Source organism: Agrococcus sp. TF02-05 (assembly GCF_017565345.1).
GTDB lineage: Bacteria > Actinomycetota > Actinomycetes > Actinomycetales > Microbacteriaceae > Agrococcus > Agrococcus pavilionensis.
Map to the genome: position 1 here is coordinate 160,748 of NZ_JAGEKO010000008.1, position 22,589 is coordinate 183,336.

At 73.2% G+C, this 22,589-nt stretch carries 25 protein-coding genes; 10 read left to right on the forward strand and 15 right to left on the reverse strand.

Annotation, left to right across the window (positions count from 1 at the left end; all coding sequences use genetic code 11):
- Positions 1–70 precede the first annotated feature (70 nt).
- Positions 71–1,705 carry a phosphoglucomutase (alpha-D-glucose-1,6-bisphosphate-dependent) gene (pgm, locus tag JQT67_RS09820; protein ID WP_208064504.1) on the forward strand — a complete coding sequence of 545 codons (1,635 nt, stop codon included), beginning with the start codon at positions 71–73 and terminating at the stop codon, positions 1,703–1,705.
- 141 nt (positions 1,706–1,846) lie between these two features.
- Positions 1,847–2,914 (forward strand): epoxide hydrolase family protein, encoded by a 1,068-nt coding sequence (locus tag JQT67_RS09825; protein ID WP_208064505.1) that lies wholly within the window; start codon positions 1,847–1,849, stop codon positions 2,912–2,914.
- Between the two features lie 10 nt (positions 2,915–2,924).
- Here JQT67_RS09825 and JQT67_RS09830 read toward each other — a convergent pair whose 3' ends face one another.
- The 7 genes from JQT67_RS09830 to JQT67_RS09860 all read right to left on the reverse strand — a co-directional run bounded on the left by JQT67_RS09830 (position 2,925) and on the right by JQT67_RS09860 (position 6,733).
- Positions 2,925–3,254 carry a multidrug efflux SMR transporter gene (locus tag JQT67_RS09830; protein WP_208064536.1) on the reverse strand — a complete coding sequence of 110 codons (330 nt, stop codon included), beginning with the start codon at positions 3,252–3,254 and terminating at the stop codon, positions 2,925–2,927.
- A complete protein-coding gene (locus tag JQT67_RS09835) occupies positions 3,254–3,604 on the reverse strand; it encodes a multidrug efflux SMR transporter (RefSeq protein ID WP_208064506.1) in 351 nt (116 codons plus the stop codon). Before JQT67_RS09835 ends, JQT67_RS09830 begins: the two co-directional genes overlap by 1 nt.
- Before the next feature lie 175 nt (positions 3,605–3,779).
- Positions 3,780–5,033, reverse strand: a complete 1,254-nt coding sequence (locus JQT67_RS09840) for a CapA family protein (RefSeq protein ID WP_208064507.1) — start codon at positions 5,031–5,033, stop codon at positions 3,780–3,782.
- 41 nt (positions 5,034–5,074) lie between these two features.
- Positions 5,075–5,230 (reverse strand): hypothetical protein, encoded by a 156-nt coding sequence (locus tag JQT67_RS09845; RefSeq protein ID WP_208064508.1) that lies wholly within the window; start codon positions 5,228–5,230, stop codon positions 5,075–5,077.
- A gap of 94 nt (positions 5,231–5,324) precedes the next feature.
- Entirely contained in the window at positions 5,325–5,618 is a 294-nt protein-coding gene (locus JQT67_RS09850) for a hypothetical protein (protein ID WP_021010426.1), read from the reverse strand.
- Between the two features lie 23 nt (positions 5,619–5,641).
- On the reverse strand, positions 5,642–5,932 hold the full coding sequence (locus JQT67_RS09855) for a hypothetical protein (protein ID WP_208064509.1): 291 nt from the start codon (positions 5,930–5,932) through the stop codon (positions 5,642–5,644).
- A gap of 9 nt (positions 5,933–5,941) precedes the next feature.
- The gene (locus JQT67_RS09860) at positions 5,942–6,733 is read right to left on the reverse strand and encodes a M15 family metallopeptidase (protein WP_031223608.1); all 792 of its coding nucleotides are present in this window, start codon (positions 6,731–6,733) and stop codon (positions 5,942–5,944) included.
- A 99-nt stretch (positions 6,734–6,832) separates the two neighbouring features.
- Between JQT67_RS09860 and JQT67_RS09865 the strand changes: the two genes are divergently transcribed.
- Positions 6,833–8,626 (forward strand): MDR family MFS transporter, encoded by a 1,794-nt coding sequence (locus JQT67_RS09865; RefSeq protein WP_243755872.1) that lies wholly within the window; start codon positions 6,833–6,835, stop codon positions 8,624–8,626.
- A gap of 67 nt (positions 8,627–8,693) precedes the next feature.
- On the forward strand, positions 8,694–8,885 hold the full coding sequence (locus JQT67_RS09870; protein ID WP_021010422.1) for a CsbD family protein: 192 nt from the start codon (positions 8,694–8,696) through the stop codon (positions 8,883–8,885).
- A gap of 53 nt (positions 8,886–8,938) precedes the next feature.
- On the opposite strand, the gene JQT67_RS09875 is transcribed toward JQT67_RS09870, so the two are convergent.
- Positions 8,939–9,790: a CoA ester lyase gene (locus JQT67_RS09875; RefSeq protein WP_021010421.1), complete on the reverse strand. Its 852-nt coding sequence runs from the start codon at positions 9,788–9,790 to the stop codon at positions 8,939–8,941.
- A 58-nt stretch (positions 9,791–9,848) separates the two neighbouring features.
- On the opposite strand from JQT67_RS09875, the gene JQT67_RS09880 reads away from it, so the two are divergent.
- From JQT67_RS09880 to JQT67_RS09890, 3 genes are read left to right on the forward strand one after another with little or no spacing between them, the layout of a single operon-like run.
- Positions 9,849–10,064, forward strand: coding sequence for a hypothetical protein (locus JQT67_RS09880; RefSeq protein ID WP_208064510.1), 216 nt, complete (start codon positions 9,849–9,851; stop codon positions 10,062–10,064).
- 46 nt (positions 10,065–10,110) lie between these two features.
- Positions 10,111–10,341 carry a hypothetical protein gene (locus JQT67_RS09885; RefSeq protein WP_021010419.1) on the forward strand — a complete coding sequence of 77 codons (231 nt, stop codon included), beginning with the start codon at positions 10,111–10,113 and terminating at the stop codon, positions 10,339–10,341.
- Between the two features lie 6 nt (positions 10,342–10,347).
- The gene (locus tag JQT67_RS09890; protein ID WP_208064511.1) at positions 10,348–10,563 is read left to right on the forward strand and encodes a hypothetical protein; all 216 of its coding nucleotides are present in this window, start codon (positions 10,348–10,350) and stop codon (positions 10,561–10,563) included.
- Positions 10,564–10,571: 8 nt separating this feature from the next.
- Here the strand turns inward: JQT67_RS09890 and JQT67_RS09895 are convergent, their stop codons facing one another.
- From JQT67_RS09895 to JQT67_RS09925, 7 genes are all read right to left on the reverse strand, one after another.
- The gene (locus JQT67_RS09895) at positions 10,572–10,943 is read right to left on the reverse strand and encodes an RNA-binding S4 domain-containing protein (protein WP_208064512.1); all 372 of its coding nucleotides are present in this window, start codon (positions 10,941–10,943) and stop codon (positions 10,572–10,574) included.
- Entirely contained in the window at positions 10,940–12,919 is a 1,980-nt protein-coding gene (gene recQ, locus JQT67_RS09900; RefSeq protein ID WP_208064513.1) for a DNA helicase RecQ, read from the reverse strand. Before recQ ends, JQT67_RS09895 begins: the two co-directional genes overlap by 4 nt.
- 81 nt (positions 12,920–13,000) lie before the next feature.
- Positions 13,001–13,759 carry an SDR family oxidoreductase gene (locus JQT67_RS09905; RefSeq protein WP_208064514.1) on the reverse strand — a complete coding sequence of 253 codons (759 nt, stop codon included), beginning with the start codon at positions 13,757–13,759 and terminating at the stop codon, positions 13,001–13,003.
- Positions 13,760–13,873: 114 nt separating this feature from the next.
- Positions 13,874–15,985 (reverse strand): DEAD/DEAH box helicase, encoded by a 2,112-nt coding sequence (locus JQT67_RS09910; protein WP_208064515.1) that lies wholly within the window; start codon positions 15,983–15,985, stop codon positions 13,874–13,876.
- A gap of 202 nt (positions 15,986–16,187) precedes the next feature.
- Positions 16,188–17,135, reverse strand: a complete 948-nt coding sequence (locus JQT67_RS13780) for a DUF2510 domain-containing protein (RefSeq protein WP_208064516.1) — start codon at positions 17,133–17,135, stop codon at positions 16,188–16,190.
- Between the two features lie 98 nt (positions 17,136–17,233).
- On the reverse strand, positions 17,234–20,440 hold the full coding sequence (locus tag JQT67_RS09920; RefSeq protein ID WP_208064517.1) for an efflux RND transporter permease subunit: 3,207 nt from the start codon (positions 20,438–20,440) through the stop codon (positions 17,234–17,236).
- A gap of 77 nt (positions 20,441–20,517) precedes the next feature.
- Positions 20,518–21,261, reverse strand: a complete 744-nt coding sequence (locus tag JQT67_RS09925) for a MerR family transcriptional regulator (RefSeq protein WP_021010412.1) — start codon at positions 21,259–21,261, stop codon at positions 20,518–20,520.
- Positions 21,262–21,335: 74 nt separating this feature from the next.
- On the opposite strand from JQT67_RS09925, the gene JQT67_RS09930 reads away from it, so the two are divergent.
- The 3 genes from JQT67_RS09930 (at position 21,336) to JQT67_RS09940 (ending at position 22,456) form a co-directional block, all read left to right on the forward strand.
- A complete protein-coding gene (locus tag JQT67_RS09930) occupies positions 21,336–21,731 on the forward strand; it encodes a CrcB family protein (protein WP_021010411.1) in 396 nt (131 codons plus the stop codon).
- A complete protein-coding gene (locus tag JQT67_RS09935; protein ID WP_208064518.1) occupies positions 21,728–22,102 on the forward strand; it encodes a CrcB family protein in 375 nt (124 codons plus the stop codon). The genes JQT67_RS09930 and JQT67_RS09935 overlap by 4 nt, the downstream gene beginning before the upstream one ends.
- A 141-nt stretch (positions 22,103–22,243) precedes the next feature.
- A complete protein-coding gene (locus JQT67_RS09940; protein ID WP_021010409.1) occupies positions 22,244–22,456 on the forward strand; it encodes a DUF3073 domain-containing protein in 213 nt (70 codons plus the stop codon).
- Positions 22,457–22,589 lie beyond the last annotated feature (133 nt).

The window sequence follows — 22,589 nt, forward strand, 5'->3', positions numbered from 1 at the left end:
CCTGTCCGCGGAGGGGCGGCGTCCGGCGGGCGACCTGCCGTCGCCCAGCGGCCGGTGCTTTGATGGGGCCATGAGCAGAGCCGGCACGGTTGCCCAGCCCCAGGACCTCATCGACGTCGCCGCCCTCGAGCGCGCCTACTTCGAGCTCGTGCCCGACGTGACGGACCCCGACCAGGCGGTCGCGTTCGGCACGAGCGGGCACCGCGGCAGCGCGTTCGACGCCGCGTTCAACGAGACCCACATCCTCGCGATCACGCAGGCGATCTGCGAGTACCGCGCCGAGCAGGGCATCACCGGTCCGCTCTTCATCGGCCGCGACACCCACGGCCTTTCGCTCCCCGCCGAGCGCACGGCGCTCGAGGTGCTCGTCGCCAACGGCGTGCGGGTGATGGCGGATGCGCGGGGCTCGGTGACCCCGACGCCGGCGGTCTCGCGCGCGATCCTCGCGTACAACCAGGACGCATCCGCCGGGGATCAGGCCGACGGCATCGTCGTCACGCCGAGCCACAACCCGCCGCGCGACGGCGGCTTCAAGTACAACCCGCCGCACGGCGGGCCGGCCGACTCCGACGCGACCGGCTGGATCGCGAAGCGCGCCAACGAGCTCATCGCGGGCGGCCTCGAGGGCGTCAAGCGCGTCGAGGTGGCCGGCGGCAGCGACCCGCGCGTCGAGCTGTACGACTTCCGCGAGGAGTACGTCGCCGCGCTCGGCCGCGCGATCGACTTCGAGGCGATCAAGGCGTCGGGCATCCGCATCGGCGCCGACCCGCTCGGCGGCGCGGCGGTCGACTACTACGGCGCGATCGCCGAGCGGTACGGCATCGACCTGACCGTCACCAACCCATCCGTCGACCCGACCTGGTCGTTCATGACGCTCGACTGGGACGAGAAGATCCGCATGGACTGCTCGAGCCCCAACGCGATGGCCTCGGTGCTCGCGCGCAAGGACGAGTTCGACATCCTCACCGGCAACGACGCCGACGCCGACCGGCACGGGATCGTCACGCCCGACGGCGGCCTCATGAACCCCAACCACTTCCTCGCGGTCGCGATCGAGTACCTCTTCGCGCACCGGCCGCAGTGGCGCGCCGACGCGGCGATCGGCAAGACGCTCGTGTCGTCGTCGATGATCGACCGGGTGGCGGATGCGCTCGGTCGCCGGCTCTGGGAGGTGCCGGTCGGCTTCAAGTGGTTCGTGCCGGGGCTCGTCGACGGCTCGGTCGGCTTCGGCGGCGAGGAGAGCGCCGGCGCGTCGTTCCTCCAGGCCGACGGGACGGTGTGGACGACCGACAAGGACGGCATCCTGCTGTGCCTGCTCGCGTCGGAGATCCGCGCGGTGACGGGCAAGTCGCCGTCGCAGCTCTACGGCGAGCTCACGGCGCGCTTCGGCGCGCCCGTGTACGAGCGGGTGGATGCGCCGGCGACGCGGGAGCAGAAGGCGCGGCTGGGCAAGCTCACCGGCGACGCGGTCGCGGCGACGGAGCTCGCGGGCGACCCGATCGTGGCGAAGCTCACCGAGGCGCCCGGCAACGGCGCCGCGATCGGCGGGCTCAAGGTCGTGACCGAGCGGGCGTGGTTCGCCGCGCGGCCGTCGGGCACCGAGGACGTCTACAAGATCTACGCCGAGTCGTTCGCCGGCCCCGAGCACCTGCGGCAGGTGCAGGCGGAGGCGAAGGCGATCGTCGGCTCGGCGCTCGGCGGCTAGTCCGTCCGTCGACGGGGGCTGCTGCGCCCGAAAGGGGCTGGCGCGCCCGCCCCTGTCGGGCGGAACGGCCCCGGTCGCGGGAGGCGCTCGCGCGCGCGGCGAGCCAGGCGGGCGTGGGCGGCCACGCGTAGCGTGGCTCGCATGAGCGAGCCGTTCACGTTCCGCGCGACCGACGAGGAGCTCGAGCGGCTGCAGCGCAGGCTCGACGAGTCGACGGTGCCCGCGCCGACGCCCGGTGCCCACGGCATCCCGATGCCGACCCTCGAGCGCCTGCTCGACCGCTGGCGCGGCGGCTTCGACTGGCGCGCGGCGGAGCGACGCCTCTTCGCGCTCGAGCACCGCGTCGCGACCGTCCAGGGCACGCGCATCCACTTCGTGCACGTGCGCGGTGGCCGGACGGGCCGCCTGCCGATCGTGCTCACCCACGGCTGGCCCTACTCGTTCGCCGAGATGCTGCCGCTCGCCGAGGCGCTCCGGGACGAGCTAGACGTCGTCATCCCGTCACTGCCCGGCTACGCGTGGTCGGAGCCGCTGTCCGAGCCGTTCACGGAGGAGGCCGTCGCCCGCCGCTGGCGCGCACTCATGGTCGACGAGCTCGGCTACGAGCGCTTCCTCACCTACGGCGAGGACGTCGGCGCGGGTGTGAGCGACTGGCTCGCGGGCGGACATCCGGATGCGGTGGCGGGCCTGGTGGCGACGCACTCGTCGTTCGGCGCGCGGGATCGCGACGAGTCGCTCACACCCGAGGAGGAAGCCTTCTTCGCACGCTTCGACGCGGAGGGGCCGCTCGCCGCCGGCTACGCGCACCAGCAGGGATCGCGGCCCGACACGACCGCCGCGGCGCTGCTCGACTCCCCCGTCGGGCTGCTCGCGTGGATCGGCGAGAAGCTGCTCGAGTGGGCGGGCGACGAGGCGCTGCCCGACGACACCGTGCTCACGACCGTGACGCTCTACTGGCTGACGCGGTCGATCGGCACGTCGTTCCGGCCGTACAGCGACGCGGGCGGCGCGCCGCATCCGCTCGTGGACGCGCCCGCCGCGGTGCGCGTACAGCGCCGCGAGCGCGACTACCCGCGCTCGCTCGCCGAGCGCTCATACCGCGACCTGCGCTCCTTCTCGGTGCTCGAGCGGGGCGGGCACTTCCCCGCGCTCGAGACGCCGGCCGAGGTCGCCGCCGCGGTGCTCGAACTCGAAGCGCTCGCGCGCTGAGCGCAGCCCGTCAGTGGGCGGCGCCGAGCTCGACGAGCAGCACGCCGATCGCGATGAGCGCGATGCCCGCGAGCATCGTGCGCGTGAGCGGCTCGCGGAAGAGCACGCGGCTCAGCACCGCGGTGAGCGCGACGCCGACCGCGGTCCAGATGCCGTAGGCGACGCCGAGCGGCATGCCGTTCGCGAGCGACACCGACAGCAGCGTGAAGGCGACGAGGTAGCAGCCCGCGACGACGAGCGCCCACCGCCGCTTGGGCCGCTCCCCGACGGTCGCCATGCGCAGCGACAGCGTGCCGCCGACCTCGGCGACGATCGAGCCGATGAGCGCGAGCCAGGCGATCACGAGGCCGCCTCCTGCGCATCGCGCTGCGCGCGCTGCGAGCCGACCTCGACGAGCAGCACGCCGCCCACGATGAGGACGATGCCCGCGCCCATGAGCGGCGTGAGCGCCTCACCGAACAGCAGGGACGAGGCGACGGCCGTGATGACGACGCCGCACGCGCCCCAGATGCCGTAACCGACGCCGAGCGGCATGCCCGCGCGGAGCGCGAGGCCGAGCGCGGCGAAGGCGCCGAGGTAGCCGAGCGCGACGACGGCGTAGAGGGCGGGGGCGTCGAGGGCGGCCTTCAGGGAGAGGGTCGCGGTGACCTCGAGGGCGATGGCCGCTGCCAGGAGGAGCCAGCGCGTCACGGGCCGATCCGTCTCGATACGCGGCCTGCGGCCGCTACTCGACGAGCGGGAGGGCCTGCGGCCGCTACTCGACGAGCGGGAGGGCCTGCGGCCGCTACTCGACGAGCGGGAGGGCCTGCGGCCGCTACTCGACGAGCGGGGGTTGGAACGGCCGCTACTCGACGAGCGGGGCGTGTCACGGGGCGAACGAGTCCGTCACGATGCGCACGTCGGGACCCAGCGCATCCGTCACGAGCTCGATGCCCGACTCGACCGTCAGCTCCTCGCGCCACGCCGAGCGCGTGATCGGCTCGGCCGCGTCGACGAGCGGGTGCAGCTGCAGGTTGCGGCGGTGGATCCAGTCCTGCGAGCGGAACTGCTGCGGCGTGAGGTCGAAGTGCATGTAGATCGGCACGGCCGCGGGGTCGACGACCTCGACGGGACCGCCGGGCTCCCCCACGAGCTCGAACTGCGCGACCGCGCTCACGACCCGCGGGATCGCCATCTGCGTCGTCACCGAGTTGCCGAGCGAGTAGTAGACGAAGGCGCGCGAGCCGTCGGCGCGCTCGAGCCACTCCGCCTCCTGCAGCACGTGCGGGTGGGAGCCGAGGATGACCTCGGCTCCGAGGTCGGCGAGCCGCTGCGCCTGCTCGCGCTGCCGCGCGTTCACGACGCTCGAGTACTCGTCGCCCCAGTGCACGGCGATGATCGTCGCGTCGGCGATCTGCTCGGCCTCGGCCATCTGCTGCTCGACGAGCGGGTCGTCGAGCCACGTGACGACGAAGTCGTTCGTGGGGGTGTTCGAGAGGTCGACGAAGTTGAGGAACGCGACCGTCATGCCGTTCACCTCAGCGGTCGGCACCTCCGCCTGCTCCTCCGGCGAGCGGAAGCCGCCCGAGAACAGCAGCGGATCGAGCTCGTCCCACACCGCGCGCGTGCGGTCGACGCCCTCCTGCCCGCGATCGAAGGTGTGGTTGTTGCCGAAGCCGATCATGTTGCAGCCGGCGTCGGCGATCCCCTCGGCGAACTCCCGCGGCGCGTTGAACGCCGGGAAGTACGTCAGCCCGAGCTCGACGCCGCCCGAGGGCGCCTCCTGATTGCAGTAGACGAGGTCGCTCTCGGCCCAGATCGGCTTCGCCGCGTCGAAGAACTGCCCGTAGTCGTACCCGCCGTCCTCCGTGCGCGCATCCATCGTCACCGAGTCGTGCGGCAGGATGTCACCCATCGCGCTCACCGAGACGGTGATCGGCTCGGGGGTGGGCGTCGGGGTCGCGGATGCGGTGGGCTCGGCCGCGCCGTCGGTGGTCGAGGGCGCGGGGTCGAGCGCGCCCTGCTGGCACCCCGTGAGCACGAGGGCGACCGCCGCGGCGACCGCGAGCAACCCGCGCCGGCGTCGCACGAGCACGCCGCCGAGAGCCCTGGATCCGCCCACCGATGCTCGCTCGCTCATGCCCCCAGGCTAGACGGGGCAGAGGCAGCGGCGATCGCGCCTCAGCGCTCGATGATCGCGACGGCGATGCAGACGACGACCGTGCCGACGAGCAGCAGCCACGACAGCGGCGAGCCGAGGGATCCGCGCCCGCCGCCGCGCGCGTGCGAGGTCGAGCCGCTCGACGAGCCGCCGAACGAGCCGCCCCCGCCTCGCACGCCGCCGCCCCCGCCGGAGAAGCGGAACGATCCGCCGCGGAATCCGCCACCGCCGCCGCGGAGGCGAGGGCGTGCACTGCGCTTCGCCACCCGCTCAGCCGCCGAAGTACGTCAGCAGCAGCGCGACGACGATGATCACGAGCAGCAGCCCCCACGCCGACCCGCCAGACGAGGATCCGCCACCACGGCGCCGGTTCGAGCTCGAGCTCGAGCCGCTCGACGCCCAGTTCCACGAGCTGCGGCTCGACGACGAGCGTCCCGACGAGCGCCCGAACGAGCCGCCCCCGCCGCGCCGGGATCCGCCGCCCGAGAAGCTCCGCCGCGACGAGCTGCGGCCGAAGCCGCCCCCGCCGCCCCTGCGCCCACCGCTCACACTGCGCTTCGCCATGGCGGCAGGCTACGCGATGCGGTTCAGCGGCCCCCGAGGAGCGTGATGCCGATCGAGATGGCGAGGATGAGCGCGATGAGCCACCACGGCGCCGCACCGCCCTCGGCGTGGTCGTCGCCGCGTCCCGTGCTCCACAGGTCGAGCCCGCCCGAGCCGCTCGAGCTGCCGCTCGAGGCCCAGTTCCACGAGCTGCTGCTCGGCGTCGAGCCGCCGAACGAGCCGCCGCCGCTCGAGAATCCCCCGAACGATCGACCGCCGCCGCCGAAGCCTCCTCCACCGCCGCGGAACCCGCCGCTCACGCTCGCTTTCGCCATGGCGGCATGCTACGGCGCGTAGTCGGGCGCCGGCTCGAGCCCGAAGAACTCCTCGAGGGTCGCCGCGCCCTCCTCGTGCATCGCGGTCGAGACCTCGATGCCGACGTACCGCAAGTGCCACGGCTCCCACTCGTACCCGGTGATGTGCTCGAGCCCCTGCGGGTAGCGCACGACGAAGCCGTGCTGCCACGCGTGCTCGGCGAGCCAGCGCCCGGCGGCGGTGTCGCCGAAGCACGTCGCGAGGCGGCACGCGCCGCCGGTGCCCGAGACGTCGATCGCGAGCCCCGTCTGGTGCTCGCTGTGCCCGGGGCGGGCGCTCGTGGTGTCGGCCTCCGCCTGACCGTAGCGCGCGACGTAGCCCGAGTAGAGCTCCGCCTGCCGCTCGTAGCCGCGGTAGGAGGAGAACACGAACGTGCCCTCGCCGATCTCGGCGCGCATCGCCTGCGACATCCCCGCGAGCGCCGCGTCGAGCTCGGGCCGCACGAGCTCGCCGCCCTCCTGCCCGCTCGAGACGGCGACGAGCTCCGGCCGGTACTCGGGCGGCTGCAGCGGCCGCCGCTTGTTCACGACGACCTGCAGGCTCGCGCCCGAGTCGATGTCGAAGGCGGATGCGTCGGGCTCGATGGGCGCGGGTGTCGGCGTCGCGGTCGGGGTCGGCTCGGGCACCGCCGCGGTCGCGCTCGGCGTCGGCGTCGGCGTCGCGCTCACGGGCGTCGCGGTCTCGCTCGGAGCGGGCTCCTCCGCCGCGCCGCACCCCGTCAGCACGAGCGCTGCTGCCACCACCACCACGACCCGACGCACGCATCCATCGTGCCATCCCCCTCGCGCCCCCGCCGCGGGCTGGCGTGCGCGTAGATCATTCGGTAGACTAACGATCTTCCCGAGAGCTAAGGACCCCTGATGCCGCAGCGCGATCCGCGCGCCGCCGAGAGCACTGCTGTGCCCGGCGACCCCTTCATGACCCGTCGCCAGATCATGCTCGTGCTGGTCGGCCTGATGATCGCGATGTTCCTGTCGTCGCTGTCGCAGACGGTCGTCGGCACCTCGATGCGCACCATCGCCGACGACCTGCACGGGCTCGACCTGCAGGTGTGGGTCGTGACGGCGTTCCTCATCGTCTCGACGATCGTGACGCCCATCTACGGCAAGCTCAGCGACATCTTCGGCCGCCGGCCGCTGTTCCTCGCGGCGATCGTGCTCTTCCTCGTCGGCTCGATCCTGTGCTCCTTCGCGCAGGACATGATCCAGCTCGCCGCGTTCCGCGCGGTCCAGGGACTCGGCGCCGGCGGCCTCATGGCGCTGCCGCTCACGATCATGGCCGACGTGCTGAGCCCGCGGGAGCGCGCGAAGTACCAGGGCTACTTCCTCGCCGTCTTCGGCGTCTCGTCCATCCTCGGGCCGCTCATCGGCGGCATGTTCGCCGGCACCGACGAGATCCTCGCGCTCGACGGCTGGCGCTGGGTGTTCCTGTTCAACCTGCCCATCGGCGTCGCCGCGCTCTGGATGGTCTGGCGCTACCTGCACCTGCCCGCCCACCACGAGCGCGTCCGGATCGACTGGTGGGGCGCCGCGCTGCTCGTCGTGGGCGTCGTGCCGCTGCTGCTCGTCGCCGAGCAGGGCCGCGTGTGGGGCTGGACGTCGATCGCCTCGATCGCCTGCTACGTCGTCGGCGTGCTCGGGCTCATCGCGTTCGTGCTCGTCGAGCGCCGGATGGGCACCGCGGCCCTCATCCCGCTGCACCTGTTCGGCAACCGCGCCTTCTCGATGGCGACGCTGCTGGGCGTCTTCAGCGGCTTCGGCATGTTCGCAGGGATGATGATGATCCCGTTCGTGCTGCAGATCGTCCACGGCATGAACCCGACCGAGGCTGGCTTCGCGACGCTGCCGATGATCGTCGGCCTCATGATCGCCTCGATCGCCTCCGGGCAGATCATCGCCCGCACGGGCCGCTACGGCGCCTTCCCGGTGCTCGGCCTCGCGTCGATGGCGATCGCCTACGGCGTGCTCGTCACGCTCCAGTGGGACAGCCCGCTCTGGGAGCTGCTGCTCGGCCAGCTGCTGCTGGGCCTCGGGCTCGGCCAGGTCAACCAGACGCTCACGATCGCGAGCCAGAACGCCGTGGAGCCGAAGGACATGGGGGTCGCGACGAGCTCGGCGACCTTCTTCCGGCAGCTCGGCGGCACCGCGGGCGTCGCGGTCGTCTTCTCGATGCTCTTCGCGCGGCTGCCCGAGACCCTGCAGACGGCCTTCGGGCGGCGCGACCTGCGCTCCGACCTCGAGGCGGCAGCGCAGGACCCGGCCGTGCTCGCCGATCCGGGCAACGCCCGCATCCTCGACGTCCTGCGGCAGCCGGAGCAGATCGGCACGGCGCTCAACGAGGACTCGTCGTTCCTCAACACCGCCGATCCCCGGCTCGCGGCACCGTTCCTCGACGGCTTCTCGAACGCGACGAGCGGCCCCTTCTGGGTCGCGCTCGCGGTCGTGGGCGTCGCGCTCGTCATCGCGCTGTTCTTCCGCGTGCCGCCGCTGCGGCAGAAGTCGGCGATGGAGGAGGCGATGGAGCAGCGCGCCGCGCAGGCGCAGCTCGAGGCGGATGCGTCGGCTCCCGGCTCGGTCGCGCCTCCCGTGACGACCGCGTCGAACCCGGTCGTGCGGGCGCCCGGCGGGCGGGACGGGTCCTCCAGCAGCTCCTGAGCCGACTCCCAGGCACCGTCCCTACCTTGGATGGCGGAGCGACCGCTCCACGATCAAGGAGGTTGAGATGGGTCTCGACGACAAGATCTCGAACGCTGCCCAGGAGGCAGTCGGCAAGGCGAAGCAGGGCATCGGCGACGCGACGGACAACGAGCGCCTCGAGGCCGAGGGCCACAAGGACGAGGCGAGCGCCAACGCCAAGCAGGCGGGCGAGCACGTCAAGGACGCCGGCAAGGACGTCAAGGACACCTTCAAGTAGGTCTTCCGGATGCGAGGGGGGCGAGCGCGTGCGCTCGCCCCCTTCGCTGTGCCTCAGTAGTTCAGCTCGGCGAGGCTCGCCGCGTCGATCTCGATGCCGAAGTCGCGCGCCTGCGCCTGGATCTTCTGCGCGCGAGCGAGGCGCGGCAGGTCGCTGCCGTCGGTGATCTTGCCGCCGGACTCCTCGAAGGCGCGCACGAAGCCGTGCGCCCACGCGACCTCGTCGGGGCTCGGCGCGAGGCCCGCGTTGACCATCGGGGCCTGCTCGTGGGTGAGCATGAGCTTGCCCGACATGCCCATCTCCTTCGCGAGCCGCGTGCCGGCGTCGAGGCCGTCCATCGAGAGCGTCGGTCCGTCGATCGGGGCGGGCAGCCGAGCGGCGCGCGACGCGATCACGAGCTGCGAGCGCGCGTACGCGAGCGCGATGGGGTCGTCGCCCGTCGCGGTGTCGCGCTTGAAGTCGCCGGTGCCGAACGCGAGCCGGAACGTCGAAGGAGCGTTCGCGATCTGCTCGACGTGGAGCACGCCGCGCGCCGTCTCGACGAGCGCGAGGATGCGCATCCCCTCCGGCAGGCGGTCGGCGGTGTCGTTCACGTGGCTCGCCGACTCCGTCTTCGCGAGCATGACGCCCTCGAGGCCCGGCGCCTGCTCGAGCTCGGCGAGGTCGGTGCTCCAGAAGTCGCTCGCGGCGTCGTTGATGCGCACCCAGGCACGGTGGCCCGTCGAGAGCCACTCGACCGTGTCGGCGCGCGCCTGCGCCTTGTCCTTCGCCGCGACGGCGTCCTCGATGTCGATGATGATCGCGTCCGCCTCGCTCTCCTGGGCGATCTGGAAGAGCTCGGGCTTGGAGGCGGGCACGAGCAGCCAGGAGCGGGCGATGGCGGGAGAGATGTCGGTTTGAGGCACGTACTCCAGGCTAACCCGCGCGGTCGCGCCCGGCGCGGCCCCTGGCTAGGCTCGCGGCATGTCGATGATGTTCTCCGGCCTGTTCAGCGTCGCCGGCCTCGTGCTCGGGCTGCTGCTCATCGCCGGCGGGATCGTGCTGCTCGTGATCGGCTCCCGGCGGCGCGACGACTCCACGTCGCGCCCCCCGCTCGCGATCGGCGTGACGCTGCTCGTCATCGGCACCGCGATCGCCGTCCCCTCGCTGCTGTGGACGCTGCTGCCGCTCATGGCCTGAACGGCGCGCGGGCGATCGTCCAGGATCCGCTCCTAGGCTCGGCGCCATGGACGCCATCTTCGGAATGTCGCAGGGAGTCGCCACCTGGGTGCTGGCGCTGGGCCTCGGCTCCCTCGTGCTCGGCACCCTGCTGCTGACGAGCGGGCGCCGTCGCCGCGAGAAGCAGGAGCACGGCTCCCAGAACCGCGTGCTCGCGCTCGTGCTGATCGTCGCCGGCGCGATCGCGGCCATCCTCGGCGCGATCTCGTGGATCACGGCCCTCACGACGGGCGGCTGACCGGTCGTGCCCGCAGGCTTCGCGGTCGTCCTGGCCGTCGTCGTCGCGGCCGTCGTGCTCGCGCTCGTCGGCATCGCGATGAGCATCCGCGGCACCGGTTCGACGCCGAAGCGCGGCGGCTGGCTCGCGCTCCTGAGCGGACTCGTCGCGCTCTGCTGCGGGGTGACGCTTTTCGTGTCCGTGCTGGGTGGCCTCATGGACGACCAGCCCGGGCTCTGGTAGTCGACCGATCAGTCGGCGCGGCCGCGCAGCCGGTCGATCTCGCGCCGCTCGCGGCTCGAGGGGCGCCCAGCGCCGCGCGGCCGGAACGGCACCTGCGCCGCGTCGATCGCGCTCGGACGCGGCGGCGAGCGGTCCTCGATCGCGTCGGCGGCGAGCGGCGCGCTGACGCGCTTCGCGAGCAGCTGCTTGACGATCACGATGCGGTCGAAGCCGTGGATGCGCACGCGCACCTCGTCACCGACGCGCACGGGTTGCGCCGCCTTCGCCGCGTTGCCGTTGAGCTTCACATGACCGCCGCGGCACGCCTCGGTCGCAGCCGCGCGAGTCTTGACGAGCCGCACCGCCCAGATCCAGACGTCGAGCCGCACGCGCTCGCTCATGCCTCGGCCAGCACCTCGAGCACCGCCGCGCCGTAGCGCTCGAGCTTCGACTCGCCGACTCCCGAGATGGTCGACAGCTCGACCATCGTGCGCGGGCGCCGCTCGGCGATCGCCGCGAGCGTCTTGTCGTTGAAGACGACGTAGGCGGGCACCGCCTGCTCCTTCGCCGTGCTGGCGCGCCACGAGCGCAGCGCCTGGAAGAGCGACTGCGCGGCATCGTCGAGCTGCGCGGTGCTCCCGGAGCGGCGCGCGGCCCTCGCCGGAGCCTTCACCTCGTGGCGGAGCCGCACCTCGCGCTCGCCGGCGAGCACGGCCGCCGAGCCTGCAGTGAGCGCGAGCACGCCGAACTCGCCCTGCGGCTGGAGCAGGCCCTGCGCTAGCAGCTGCCGCACGACGCCGCGCCACTGCACGGCGCTCAGATCGCTGCCGATGCCGTACGTCGCGAGCTGGTCGTGCCCGAAGCGGCGGATGCGCTCGGTGTCGGCGCCGACGAGGATGTCGACGAGGTGGCCCGCGCCGAACGACTGCCGGCGCTCGCGCTGCAGCCGCACGATCGTCGAGAGCAGCTTCTGCGCCGGGACGGTGCCGTCGTAGGAGTCGGGCGGGGTGAGGCACGTGTCGCAGTTGCCGCACGGCTCGCTCGGCTCGCCGAAGTAGGCGAGCAGCTGCACGCGCCGGCACTCGACCGTCTCGCACAGCGCGAGCATCGCGTCGAGGTGCATCGTCTGGTTGCGCTTGCGCTGCGCGTCGCCCTCGCCGTCGGCGATCATCCGCCGCTGCTGGACGACGTCCTGCAGGCCGTAGGCGAGCCACGCGGTCGACGGCTCGCCGTCGCGGCCCGCGCGCCCGGTCTCCTGGTAGTAGCCCTCGACCGACTTCGGCAGGTCGAGGTGGGCGACGAAGCGCACGTCGGGCTTGTCGATGCCCATGCCGAACGCGATCGTCGCGACCATGACGACGCCGTCCTCGCGCAGGAACCGCTGCTGGTTCGCGGCGCGCGTGCCGGCGTCGAGGCCCGCGTGGTACGGGAGCGCGTCGATGCCCTGCGCCCGTAGCCAGTCGGCGGTCGACTCGACCGACTTGCGCGAGAGGCAGTAGACGATGCCGGCGGCGCCGGGGTGCTCGTCGCGGATGATGCGCAGCAGCTGCGCCTTCGCGTCCTGCTTCGGAGCGATGCGGTACTGGATGTTGGGGCGGTCGAAGCTCGACACGAACACCTTCGCGCCGTGCAGCCCGAGCCGCTCGACGATCTCGGCGCGGGTCTCGACCGTCGCGGTCGCGGTGAGCGCGATGCGCGGCACCTCGGGCCAGCGCTCGCCGAGCACCGAGAGCTGCAGGTAGTCGGGCCGGAAGTCGTGCCCCCACTGGCTCACGCAGTGCGCCTCGTCGATCGCGAAGAGCGCGATCGGGGCGGCGTCGAGCAGCGCCTGTGCGACGGGCAGCCGCTCGGGCGCGAGGTAGAGCATGTCGAGCTCACCGGCGAGCAGGCGGCGCTCGACGTCGCGGCGCTCGTCGGGGCTCTGCGTCGAGTTGAGGTAGGCCGCGCGCACGCCGAGCTGCTCGAGCGCGTCGACCTGGTCGTGCATGAGCGCGATGAGCGGGCTGATGACGACGCCCGTGCCCTCGCGCACGAGCGAGGGGATCTGGTAGCAGAGGCTCTTGCCGCCGCCTGTCGGCATGAGCACGACGGCATCGCGCCCGGCGACGACCTCGTCGATGATCTGCGCCTGCTCGCCGCGGAACGCGTCGTAGCCCCACACCCGCGTGAGGGCCTCGAGCGGCGTCGCCGCCTTCGCCGTCGCGGCGATGCCCGGCGCGCGGGTCGCGGGGCGGACGGCGGTGCGAACCGCGCCCACGGGCGCGTCGGCGTCGCTCGGCGGCACCCAGGCGTCGGCGGGCTCGCTCCAGGCCTCCCACGCCTCGGGGGCGTCGTCGTCGCTCGGCGGCACCCAGTCGTCGTGCCTCGCGTCCGTCACGCATCCCCCTCCGTGGCCCTGCCCGTCCAGCCTAGGCGCGGCGACCGACACGGCGCGCGGGGCGCCACCGGCCCTGTGGGCTCAGCGCCGGCGCTCGAGCCACTCCTCGAACGTGATGGAGCCCTTGTGCTGCTCGGTGAGGTTCGCACCCGAGCGGAGGTAGTCGAGCAGCGACGGCGGGAACGGGCCGTTGACGATGAGGCCGCGCGCGCCGGTGATGCGCTGCCACGACTTCGCGAGGTCGCGCGAGATGCGCACCTCGGGCCCCGCGATCTCGGTGAACCGCTTGCCGGTCGGCTCGAGCGCCTCCTGCGCGACGAGCGCCGCGACCTCGCTCACCGCGACGGGCTGCAGCCGGCCGCCGAGCGCGACCGGGATGGCGCCGAGCGCGGATCCGGCTTCGAACTGGTCGACCGACCACTCGTGGAACTGCGCCGCGCGCACGACCGACACCTCAAGGGGCGACTCGAGGTAGGCGAGCTCCTGCTGCCGCTTGCGGCGGTGGTAGCCGAGGCGCGAGCGCTCGACGCCGAGGATCGACAGCAGCACGACGCGGCCGACGCCGGCGCGCTCGGCGGCCTGCACGAGGTTGCGCGTGCCGATCGTGAAGGGGCGCAGGTCGAGCGGGTTGCGCGAGTTGAGCGCGTCGACGACGACGTCGGCTCCCGCGAGCGCCGAGTCGAGGCCCTCGCCCGTGACGACATCGGCCTTGACGCCGGGCGCGCCCGCGATCGCCTTGCCCGAGCGCGACATCGGCGTCGGCAGCTCACCCCGTCGGCCGATGGCTCGCACGATCGCCGAGCCCGCGTTCCCCGATCCACCTACGACGACGATCCGCATGGCCCCACCGTACGCCGGAAGCGGGTGGAGCGCAGTCGACGAGGGCCCGGCACCGTCACCGGTCCGGGCCACTCGGGTCGCGCATCCGCCTCTCGTGCGGATGCGTCGGGTCGACTACTCCGCGGCGGGCTCGGCCTCGGCGGTCGGTGCCGCGGTGAGCGTGTCGAGCAGGTCGTCGCCGGGGACCGCGGGGATCATCGGCGCCTCGATCTCGGCGCGGTCGAGCAGCTGCTGCGTGCGCTTGCGGCGAGCGGGGGCGATGACCGTCACGACCCGGCCCGCGTTGCCGGCGCGGCCGGTGCGGCCAGCGCGGTGCAGGTAGGTCTTGTACTCGTCCGGCGGGTCGGCCTGCACGACGAGCGCGACGTCGTCGATGTGGATGCCGCGCGCGGCGACGTCGGTCGCGACGAGCACGTCGACCTTGCCGCGCTTGAGCTTCTCGAGCGAGCGGTTGCGCTTCGCCTGCGTCAGGTCGCCGTGGAGGCTCACCGCCGCGATGCCCGCGTCGGAGAACTGCTCGGTGAGCCGCTCGGCGTAGGCGCGCGTGCGGGTGAAGACGATGATGCGGCCGGGGTTGGTGACGATCTGCTCGAGCACCGCGTCCTTGTCGTAGCGGTCGACGACGAGCACCTGGTGGTCGATCGTCGAGGTCGACTGCTCCTCGCCGGCGACCTCGTGGACGGCCGGCTCGGGCAGGAACTCGCGCACGATCGTCTGCACCTCGGCGTCGAGGGTCGCCGAGAACAGCAGCTTCTGGCTGCCGGGGCGGGTCTGGCGGAGGATGCGCTGCACCGGCTCGAGGAAGCCGAGCTCGCACATGTGGTCGGCCTCGTCGACCACCGCGATCTCGACCGCCCCGAGGTTGAGCTTGCGCTGCTCGACGAGGTCCTCGATGCGGCCGGGCGTGCCGATGAGGATGTCGACGCCGCGGCGGAGCGACTCGACCTGGCTGTCCTGCTTCACCCCGCCCACGATGACGGTCGTGAAGATGCCGACCGCACGGCCGAGGCCCATGACGGTGTGGTTGATCTGCTGCGCGAGCTCGCGCGTGGGCGCGAGGATGAGGGCGCGCGGCGGGCGTCCGAGCTCGCGGCGCTCCGGGCGGTTGCGCAGCAGCATCTCGACGATCGGGGCGCCGAACGCGATGGTCTTGCCGGAGCCGGTGCGGCCGCGGCCGAGCACGTCCTTGCCGGCGATGACGTCCGGGATCGTCGCGGCCTGGATCGGGAACGGCGACGGGGCACCCATCGACTTGAGGGCTCCCGCGATCCCGGCGCCGAGGCCGAGGTCGACGAACGAGACGCCCTCGACGTCGGCCGCGACGGTCGCGGTCGCGTCGAGCCGGTCGAGCACGACGTCCTCCTTCGGCGCGAAGGGCTTCGCCTCAGTCGAGGGGTAGTAGGTGCTGTCGCGACGCTGCGGCCGATCGTCGAAGCTGCGGCGCGGGCGCTCGTCGCGCTCGGGGCGCCGGTCGCCGCCGCGCTCGTCGCGATCGCGGAAGCCGCGCTGCGGGCGCTCGTCGCGCTCGAAGCGACGCTCGCCGCGCGGGGCGCGGTCGTCGAAGCGACGGTCGCCGCGCGGAGCGCGGTCGTCGAAGCGGCGCTGCTGCGGGCGCTCGTCGCGGTCGAAGCGACGCTCGCCGCGCGGGGCGCGGTCGTCGAAGCTGCGGCGCGGGCGCTCGTCCCGGTCGAAGCGACGCTCACCGCCGCGCTCATCGCGGTCGCGGTAGCCGCGCTGCGGACGGTCGTCGCGATCGAAGCGGCGACGGTCGCCGCCACGCTCGTCGCGATCGCCGAAGCCGCGCTGCGGGCGCTCGTCGCGGTCGAAGCGGCGCTCGCCGCCGCGGCGCTCGTCGCGCTCGGCGCCGAACCGGCCTCGGCCCTGGTGCTCGTCGCGGGCGCGGTCGAACCCGCGCGGCCGCTCGCCGCGGTGCACGCGATCGTCACGCTGCCGGTCGCGGCCGCCCTGCGCGCCCCCGCGGGTGCGGAAGGCGGGACCGCGGCGATCGTCGCGCTTGCGCTCCTCCGGCGGGATCCAGTTGGGGCGGCGGGATGCGCCCTGCGAGCGCTGCTCGCGGTCGTCGCTCGTCCAGCGGCGCTTGGGCCGCGCGTCGCCGTCCTGGGCCGGGCGGTGGCCGCGGTGGCCGGGGCTGCGCGAACCGGCGCGCCCGGAGGGACGGTCGTCGGATCGGCGTGCGCCCTGCGGGCGCGAGGAATTCTGTGCCATTGCTCGTCTCTTCTGCGCACGAGCGATCGATCGCACTCGCGCGGGTCATGCCGCATTCATCGCGGGGATCTGGTCGACCGCGAGGGTGCTCGCGGGATCTCCGGCCGCGGTGACACTCCATGCGGCGCACACGCGCCTGTCCCGAGCCGACCGACCCACTCTACGGCACCGCGCCGCGGCGCGACAGAGCGGGATTCGCGGGTCAGCCCAGCTGGTCGTGGGCGCGGACGCCGCCGCGCATGACCGACGACGTCCACTGGCGGCCGTCGAACCAGCGGGCGTCAGCGCGGTGGAAGGGGTCGGCGTACCAGTCGGGCGGCACCCGATCGGGCGCGACCGGTGCGAGTCCCACCGGTTGCGGCGCACCGTCGTGCGGCGCGTGCCCGGCCGGCGCCGACATCGCTCGCTGCTCGGCCTGCCACGCCTCGTAGGCCCGCACCTGCGCCTCGTGCGCCTCGCGCTCGAGCCGGTCGAAGTCGGCCGGCGTCGGGATCGGCGGCGGCTCGCGGTCGGGCAGCTCGCGGCCGTACACGTCGCGCTCGGCAGGCGGGCGCTGCCCGAACGACGGCGGCGGGCTCGCGGCGGGCTGCGGCGCGACCGGCGACTGGTGGCTCGCGACCGTCGGCTGCACGATCGCGCCCTGCTCCTGGCCGAAGTGGGTCGGCTGCGCCGGCACCGATCCGGTCGAGCCGGGGGCGGGCCCGACGGGCGGCGACGAGGAGGTCGGCGGGTGGAAGCCGCTCGCGCTGCTCGGCGCAGGCGCGACCGGCGTGGACGGCGTCGCGGCGCGAGGCGCCACGCTCAAGAGCACGCGCCCATCACGCGCCGCGTAGTAGTGCATCGACGAGTCGGCGGGCCACTGCCCCTCGATGCGCAGCTGCGCGTGGGCTCCCGGCTGGGCCGGCGGCACGAAGGTCAGGCGCGTCCCCGTGCCCGCCGGGGTGCGGACGGTGATGCGCGCGCCCTCGATCACGCCGTCGGCGCGCGTGACGGAGATCGTCACCGGGAGGTCGCCCGCCGGCACGTGCATGGTGATGTCGCCCCAGTCGAGCGGCGCGCGCAGGCCGCCGATGTCGAGCACGGGCGGATGCAGGAAGGCGTCGATGCGGCCATCCGCGACGGCGGAGTGCACGATGAGGAAGCTGGGCACGGCATCCTCCCTCGTCCCGTCGCGACCGCGGCCCACGATCAGACTGCGAGCCGCACTCATCTTGCCAGCGCGACCCCGCGCATCCGCTGTGAGCGCGGTCAGCGCCTGCTGGCCGCTGCGAGCTCGCCGCGCCGCTCGGCGCGCGTGCCGCTGCCGGCGCGCACCCGGCGGCGCTCGATCGCGCCCTCGACGACGAGGTAGAGCACGGGCAGCACGACGAGCGTCAGCAGCGTCGACGAGATGAGCCCGCCGATCACCACGATCGCGAGCGGCTGCGAGATGAAGCCGCCCTCGCCCGTCAGGCCCGCCGCCATCGGCACGAGCGCGAAGATCGTCGCCGCCGCGGTCATGAGGATCGGGCGGAGCCTGCGCTCCGCGCCCTCGACGATCGCCTCGCGCACCGGTCGGCCGCGGTCGCGGTACTGGTTGACGAGGTCGATGAGCACGATCGCGTTCGTCACCACAATGCCGACGAGCATGAGCACGCCCACCATCGAGGCGACGCCGAGCGGCACGCCGGTGATGAGCTGCATCGCGATCGCGCCGCTCGCCGCGAAGGGCACCGAGACGAGCAGCAGGAACGGCTGCAGCAGGCTCTTGAAGGTCGCGACCATGATGACGTAGACGAGCAGCACGGCGATGAGCGCCGCGATCCCGAGCTGCGTGAACGCATCCGTGATCTGCGTCGCGACGCCGCCCACGGCGGCGCTCGCGCCGTCGGCGAGCTCGAGCTCGGCGAGCGCGTCGGCCACGCCCGTCGACACCCCGCCGACGTCGGCCGCGTTCGGCGTGACGGTGACGGTCGCGGTGCGGGCGCCGTCGCTCGTCGAGATCGACACCGGCCCCTCGATCTGCGTCACCTCGGCGACGTCGGCGAGCGGCAGCGCCCCGTTCGGGGTCGGCAGCTGCAGCTCGCGCAGCTCGTCGAGGGTCGCGGCGGGCGCGATCGCGTCCATCCAGATGCGCACGAGGGAGCCCTCGAGCTGGATCTCGCCGATCGGCGTCGGCTGCATGGCCTGCGCGACGAGGCCCGAGACGGCCGCCTCGCTGAGCCCGAGGCTCGCGGCGAGCTCACGGTCGACCGCGACCTGCACGAGCGGCTGCGCACCCTCGAGCGAGTCGGTCACCTGCGAGACGCCCTCGAGGCCCGAGACGGCGTCGACGACGGATGCGGTGGCGGGCTCGAGCACGTCGGTCGTGGGCGCCTGCACCTCGATCTCGATGTCGCCGCCCGCGAATCCGCCGGACGAGCCGACCGTGACCTCGCCCTCGGCGTCGTCGCCGAGCTCGAGGATCTGCTCGCGGAGCGCCTCCATGTCGGTGCCGTCGGCCGCGATGACGCCGTAGCTCACCGCGCCGCCGCCGACCCCGCCGCCCGTGAAGCCCGCGAACTGGTTCGCGGTGCTCGAGACGGTCGCCGAGACGGTCTCGACGCCGTCGAGGCCCTGCAGCTCGTCCGAGAGCGACTCCGCCGCGGCGAGCTGCGCGTCGAGCGAGGCACCGGGCTCGAGCTGCTGGGTGACGTTGACGGTCGTCTGGCCGTCGTCGCCGAGGAAGTTCGTCGCGAGCAGCGGCAGCGCGGCGACGCTCGCGGCGAGCACGACGACCGCGCCGCCGAGCACGAGCCACGGGCGCCGCAGGGTCGCGAGCAGGATGGGGCGGTAGCCGCGTCGCAGCCGGTCGGGCCGCTCGGCGATGGGCTGCGGCTCGGGGGTCGCTTCGGCGACGGCGACGGGGGCGGATGCGCTGCGCCGGCCGAGCAGCGAGCGTCGCGTCGGGCGCGCGATCGCCTCGCTCGCCGCGGCGGCGCGCGCCGCGGCCTCCTCCGCCTCGACGACCTCCTTCGGCCGCTTGAGCAGCCAGTAGGCGAGCACGGGCACGATCGTGAGTGCGATCACGAGCGAGGAGGCGAGCGCGATCGTCACGGTGAGCGCGAAGGGCCGGAAGAGCTCGCCCGTGATGTCGCTCACGAAGGCGAGCGGCAGGAAGACGATGACGGTCGTCAGCGTCGACGCGGTGATCGCGCCCGCGACCTCGCGCACCGCATCCAGGATCGCCTTCGAGCGCGACGGCTCGAAGCCCATGTGGCGCTTGATGTTCTCGATCACGACGATCGAGTCGTCGACGACGCGGCCGATCGAGAGCGTGAGCGCGCCGAGGGTCAGCACGTTGAGCGAGTACCCGGCGCCCCACATGCCGATGAAGGTCATGAGCACCGAGACCGGGATCGACACCGCGGTGACGATCGTCGACCGCACCGACCAGAGGAAGATGAGGATGACGAGCACCGCGAAGGCGAGGCCGAGCATGCCCTCGACCGCGAGCGCCTCGATCGACTGCTCGATGTAGGGCGCCTGGTCGAGCACCGTCGTGAAGGTGACGCCCTCGCCGAGCTCGGCCTGGAGCGTCGGCAGCAGGTCCTGCACGGCGTGCGAGACGTCGACGGTGTTGGCCGCTTGCGTCTTCGTGATCGAGAGGATGATCGCGGGCTCGCCGTCGACGATCGCGACCGAGGAGACGGGGTCGGTGTCGAGCGAGACGTCGGCGACGTCGCCGATCGCGATGTCCCCGGTGAGCGGCAGGCCCGCGACGTCGTCGACCGAGCCGAGCCGAGCGCCGATCTGCACGCTGAGCGTCTGCTCGCCGTCGTCGACCGTGCCGCCGGGCAGCAGCTGCCCGTGCTCGTCGATCGCGTCGGAGACGTCGACGCGGCTGAGGCCCGCGGCCGCGAGCGCCGCGTCGTCGGGAGCGATCGTGATGCGCTGACCGGGCGCGCCCTGCAGCTGCACGGCGCGCACGCCGTCGGTGCGCTCGAGCTGCGGGACCGCGATCGTCTCGATGCGGTCGACGAGCGCCGACTGCTCCCCCGGCCCCGAGACCGCGATGCGCAGCACGGGGAAGTCGGCGATCGAGCCGGTGAGCACGGTCGGCTCGGCGGTGTCGGGCAGCTGGCTCAGGATGCGGTTGACGGCCTGCTGCACGCGCTGCTCGGCCGTGGGGATGTTGGTGCCGTAGGTGAACTCGGCGAAGACGACGCTCAGCGACGTCGAGGACGTGCCGCTCGTGCCCTCGAGCCCCGGCACCGACTGGATCGCCTGCTCGATCGGCCCCGTGACGTCCTCGCTCATGATCTCGGGGCTCGCGCCGGTGACCGTGGTCGAGACCACGACGGCGGGCAGCTCGAGCTCGGGCGTCAGCTCGGTCTTGAGGTTCGCGAGCGCGACGCCGCCGAAGATGGCGATGCAGATCGTCGCGAGCGCGACGAGCGCCCTGTTCTTGAGGCTGGCGAGCGAGAGCAGGTGCACCCGTCGATCCTGTCATCCCGGGGCTGTGGGGAGGGTCGCTCCGGCTATGGATCGACCCTCCCCGCGCACGGCTGCCGCTATGCCTTCCGTCGCTCGACGAACCGGCGCATCGCGTCGCGCACGTAGGCAGCGCCCTCGGTGCCGCCGTAGTTGGCGGCGAACCGCTCGTCGGCGACGTACATGTCGCCGAGGCCGGCGAACGCCTCGAGCGGCGGGGATGCCGTCTGCCAACCGGCGCCGACCCACGCGTAGTGACGCTCGACGAGCGCCTGCACCTCGTCGGCGTCCACCGGCGTGCCGGCCGCTCGCGCCGCGGCATAGCCCGCGGCGATGTCGAGGTGCTCCTGGCCGAAGCGGCGCTTGTCGTCCTCCGACATGCCCTTCCACCAGGACTGCGAGTCCTCCCAGGCCTTCCGGCCCCACCGCTCGGTGACCTCCTGCTCGTACTGGCTCTGATCGAACCCGTCGAGCGCTCCCTCTGCCGTCATGGCGGCTCCTCCCTCTCGTGCCCGCAGCGTCTGCTCGACGGCGCGGATCTGCCTGCGGATGCGGTCGGCCTCGCGACCGAGGTCGGCGAGGTGGCTGCGCAGCGCCTCCTCGTCGGAGGCGCGCTGCAGACTCTCGGCGATCGCCGGGATGCCGACGCCCAGCCCGCGCAGCAGCAGGATGCGCTGCAGCCTGGCGAGCGATGCCTCGTCGTACCAGCGCATCCCGCTCGCATCGGTGCGGGCGGGAGCGAGGATGCCGACAGCGTCGTAGTGCCGCAGGGTGCGGCTCGAGACGCCGGCGAGCTTCGCGATGCGCTGGATCGACCACTCCATGCTCACGACGCTAGGGGTTGACGCTGCGTCAATGTCAAGCGGGCTGCGGGGCGCTCCCGGTCTAGCGTTGCGGCATGCGCCTGGTGCCCTCGATCGTCGCCGTCGCGCTCGGCGGCGCGCTCGGCACCGGCGCGCGAGCGCTGCTCGAGGCCGCCGTGCCCGGCGGTTGGGCGCTGCTGCTCGTCAACGCGCTCGGCAGCCTGCTGCTCGGCATCGCGACCGCCGCGCTCGCCGATGCGCCGGACTGGTTGCGGCACGGCATCGGCGCAGGCGCGCTCGGCGGCTTCACGACCTTCAGCGCGATCGCCGTCGCGAGCGTCTCCGCGACCGCGGCGGCGCACGGCCTCTCGACGATCGTGCCGTCGCTGCCGGGCATCGCGATCGCGCTCGGCATGCTGCTCGCCGGCCTGGCCTCGGCTTGGGCGGGGCTCGCGATCGGTCGGCGGCTCGTGCGGCGGCGGGCCGCGTGAGCCCGCTCGAGCTGCTCGGCATCGCCGTGGCGGGCGCGCTCGGCGCGGTCGTGCGCTTCCTGGCCGGCGCGCTGCCGCATCGGCGGCCCGTGCGCTCGACGATCGTCGTCAACCTCGTCGCGAGCCTGCTCGCGGGCGCGCTCACGGGACTGCTCGTGCTCGACGACGCGTGGCGCGCGATCCTCGTCACCGGGTTCTGCGGCGGCCTCTCGACCTATTCGGCGTTCGCGCTCCACGCGGTCGAGCAGCTCGAGCGACGTCGCAGCGGCGCGGCCGCGGCGACGATCGCCGTGACGGTCGTGGGCGGCGCGATCGCCGCTGCGGCTGGCCTGCTGGCGGGTGCGCTGCTCGTCCCAGCGCTCCCGGCGTGAGCCGGGGCACCCTATCCCCACCCGCATCCGCCCAGACGGCGACAGGCGGGCGCGATGCTACGATGGAGGTTGGACTTAGCAAGGCAGTTCTCACATCGTTCGTCGGCTCTCGGCCGGCGCCGTCCGCAAGGGGGGTCCAGCATGGGTCGTGGTCGTCAGAAGGCCAAGCACACGAAGCTGGCACGTGAGCTGAAGTCATTCAGCCCGAACGTCAACTACTCCGTGCTCCAGCAGGAGCTGGGGGGAGCCCCCGCCGACGACGAGCTCGTCGACAAGTGGGCCGACTACGCCGACTACGCCCCCGAGACCGACGACGACTACGTCGACGGGCGTCAGCAGGGGCGCAGCGCCTGACGCGGTCACCAGCATCCCGGCCGCGCCCGCGGCTCTGGAGTCCATGACGCGAAGGAGCCGATTGTGACGTCGCACGCCATCACCAACGCCAAGCTGCAGGAGCCGGTCGAGGTCGGGAGCCACGCGACGGCCA